This is a genomic window from Herbaspirillum sp. UBA812 (assembly GCF_002296545.1).
GTDB lineage: Bacteria > Pseudomonadota > Gammaproteobacteria > Burkholderiales > Burkholderiaceae_D > Herbaspirillum > Herbaspirillum huttiense.
Genome location: NZ_DBIC01000314.1, coordinates 1 through 2720 on the forward strand (window position 1 = coordinate 1; position 2720 = coordinate 2720).

Here is a 2720-nt window from a genome sequence, read left to right on the forward strand (position 1 = left end):
TGTTCAGCTTCGATGCGGCCAGCGTCAATGTCTACGGATCGTCCGGCACCTTGCGTGCCATCGCCGATACCATCCGCCGCAACAACATGGGTGATGGTCGCATCACGCTGCCCAGCCTGGCCGACCTGATGCAGCGCCTGATCGATTTCGGCCACGTCAGCCAGATTTCGCTGGACGGCATGAAGCCGGACCGCGCCGGCGTCATCATGGGCGGGCTCGCGGTGCTGATCGGTTTCATGCAGGAGTTCGGCATCGAGGTCATCACGCCGGTGGAAGCCGGTCTGCGCATGGGCGTGATGTGGGACCTGCAGTTGCGCGCCACTAAGGCTGACCGCCGTGACCGTTCGGTGGAAGAATTTGCCCGCCGCTTCCATGTCGATGCAGCACGCGCCCATGGCGTGGCCGATACGGCGCTGGGCTTTTTCGAGAGTTTGAAACCGGCCACCGATTCGTATGTGCGCTATCTCTACTGGAGCGCATTGCTGCACGAGACCGGCCTGGTGGTCTCGCCGACCGGATATCACAAGCATTCGGCCTACATGATCGCCAATGCCGACTTGCCCGGTTTCACCACGCGCGAGCAGCGCCTGATGAGCACGCTCATCCTCGGGCAGAAGGGCAACCTCAAGAAGATCAGCGAGATGCTGGCCGACGTCGATTTCGCCAAGGCGGTGCTGGCCTTGCGGCTGGCGGTGATGTTCCGCCATGCGCACATCACGCTGGACCTGGAGAAGGTCCGGGTCAAGCTCAAGAGCCGCATCGACCTGGAGATCCGCCGCGATTACATCAAGGAACATCCGAGCATTTCCTTCTGGTTCCAGAAGGAACAGGAATGGTGGGCCGGCATCGGTGTAGACTTTGCGGTCAAGCTCATCTGATTTCTTCATTTCGTCCCTGAGACGCCCTTGCCGAGCGGCTGCCGGCAAGGGCGTTTTTCATTGCGGCCTGCGCGATGTGCATGCGCGCAGATGATAATGCTTCTTGTTTGTGATATAGTCGCCAGCGGTCTATGAACCGCACTGCCATGGCATTAGCGCCATGCGCCCACAACGAGGTGATCCCGAGATCGCCCACTGCGACAGCCAAGTCCCATATTCCAGGACCGCCTTCCGCGCCAAAAGAAAACGCCGTTCTCTCGACGGCGGTCGTTTACTCTTTTTGAAAAGGATGGTCCATGTTCCACCGTCAACTCGCCGTCGGCGCCGTGCTGGCTGCCATTGCCGCTTCCAGCTTCGCGCAGGAGAAGGTCATCAATCTCTATTCGGCGCGCCACTACCAGACTGACGAAGCGCTCTACGCCGATTTCACCAAGGCCACCGGCATCAAGATCAACCGTGTCGACGGTGACGATGCAGGCATTCTCGCGCGCTTGAAGAGTGAAGGCGCTTCCAGCCCGGCCGACGTGATCCTGCTGGTGGATGCGGCCCGCCTGTGGAAGGCGCAGAGCGAAGGGCTGTTCCAGCCGGTCAAGTCCAAGCTGCTCGATGAGCGCATCCCCGCCAACCTGCACAGCAAGGAAGGCAGCGAGGGGACGCAGTGGTTCGGCTTCTCCACCCGTGCCCGCGTGATCGTCTACAACAAGGCCAGCGTCAAGCCGGAAGACGTGGATACCTATGAAGCCCTGGGCGACCCGAAGAACAAGGGCAAGCTGTGTACCCGCAGCGGTTCGCACCCTTACAACGTGTCGCTGTTCGGCGCATTGCTGGAACATGACGGCGCGGCCAAGACTGAAGCCATTCTGAAGGGCATGGTCGCCAACCAGGCGCGCCAGCCGGTCGGTGGCGATACCGACCAGATCAAGGCGGTCGGTTCGGGTGAGTGCGGCGTGGCCATTTCCAATTCTTATTACGTGGCGCGCCTGCTGCGTTCCACCAAGCCGGAAGACGTGGCGCTGATGGAAAAGGTCGGCATCGTCTGGCCCAACCAGAAGAGCTACGGTGCACACGTCAACATCGCCGGTGGCGGTATGGCCAAGAACGCGCCCCACAAGGCCGAAGCCGTGCAGTTCCTGGAATACCTGGCCAGCGATTCGGCGCAGCGTTACTTCGCTGAAGGCAATAACGAGTGGCCCGCCGTCAAGAACGTGAAGACCGAGAATCCGGCACTGGTGAAGATGGGCCCGTTCAAGGCCGAAGTCATCAACGTGGGTGCGGTCGGTGCCAACCAGCAGAAGGTGTTGCAGATGCTGGATCGCGTTGGCTATAAATAATTAAAAGGATTTAAACGATTTAAATCGTTTATATTTTTTGATGAGGCCGGTCCGTGTGATGCGCGGACCGGTTTTTTTATGTCTGCGAGAGGACGGTTGAATCAGCGCGGCGCATCCCGGAAGGGATTGTGTTCGTTCAACTCCGAGATATAGCCATCGATGCCATTGCTCTCGCGCGACAGGAAATGTTCCACCGCATCATAGAACCCCGGATGCGCCAGCCAGTGCGCCGACCAGGTCTTCTGCGGCAGGAAGCCGCGCGCCATCTTGTGCTCGCCCTGGGCGCCGCCTTCGAACCAAGTGATCTTCTCGGCGATGCAAAATTCCAGCGGCTGGTAATACGCCGTCTCGAAATGCAGGCAGGGGACGTGTTCCAGCGCGCCCCAGTAGCGGCCGTAGAGCGTGTCGGCGTCATACACCGTCAGGGATGATGCGATCGGCTCATCCCCCCGCAGCGCCACCGTCAGCAGCAGGTGCTGCGGCATGGTTTCACCGATGCGGCGGAAGAAAT

The 2720-nt window shown here is 60.2% G+C and carries 2 protein-coding genes and 1 pseudogene; 2 read left to right on the forward strand and 1 reads right to left on the reverse strand.

Annotated features, from left to right (window positions below; genetic code table 11):
• Both B3873_RS21460 and B3873_RS21465 read left to right on the forward strand, forming a co-directional pair.
• Positions 1 to 878, forward strand: a pseudogene (locus tag B3873_RS21460) (Ppx/GppA family phosphatase); the annotation flags it as partial.
• A 296-nt stretch (positions 879 to 1174) separates the two neighbouring features.
• Entirely contained in the window at positions 1175 to 2209 is a 1035-nt protein-coding gene (locus B3873_RS21465; protein WP_286868941.1) for an extracellular solute-binding protein, read from the forward strand.
• 101 nt (positions 2210 to 2310) lie between these two features.
• On the opposite strand, the gene B3873_RS21470 is transcribed toward B3873_RS21465, so the two are convergent.
• A partial coding sequence (locus B3873_RS21470; protein ID WP_286868943.1) for a peptidogalycan biosysnthesis protein occupies positions 2311 to 2720 on the reverse strand: 410 nt, incomplete at its 5' end.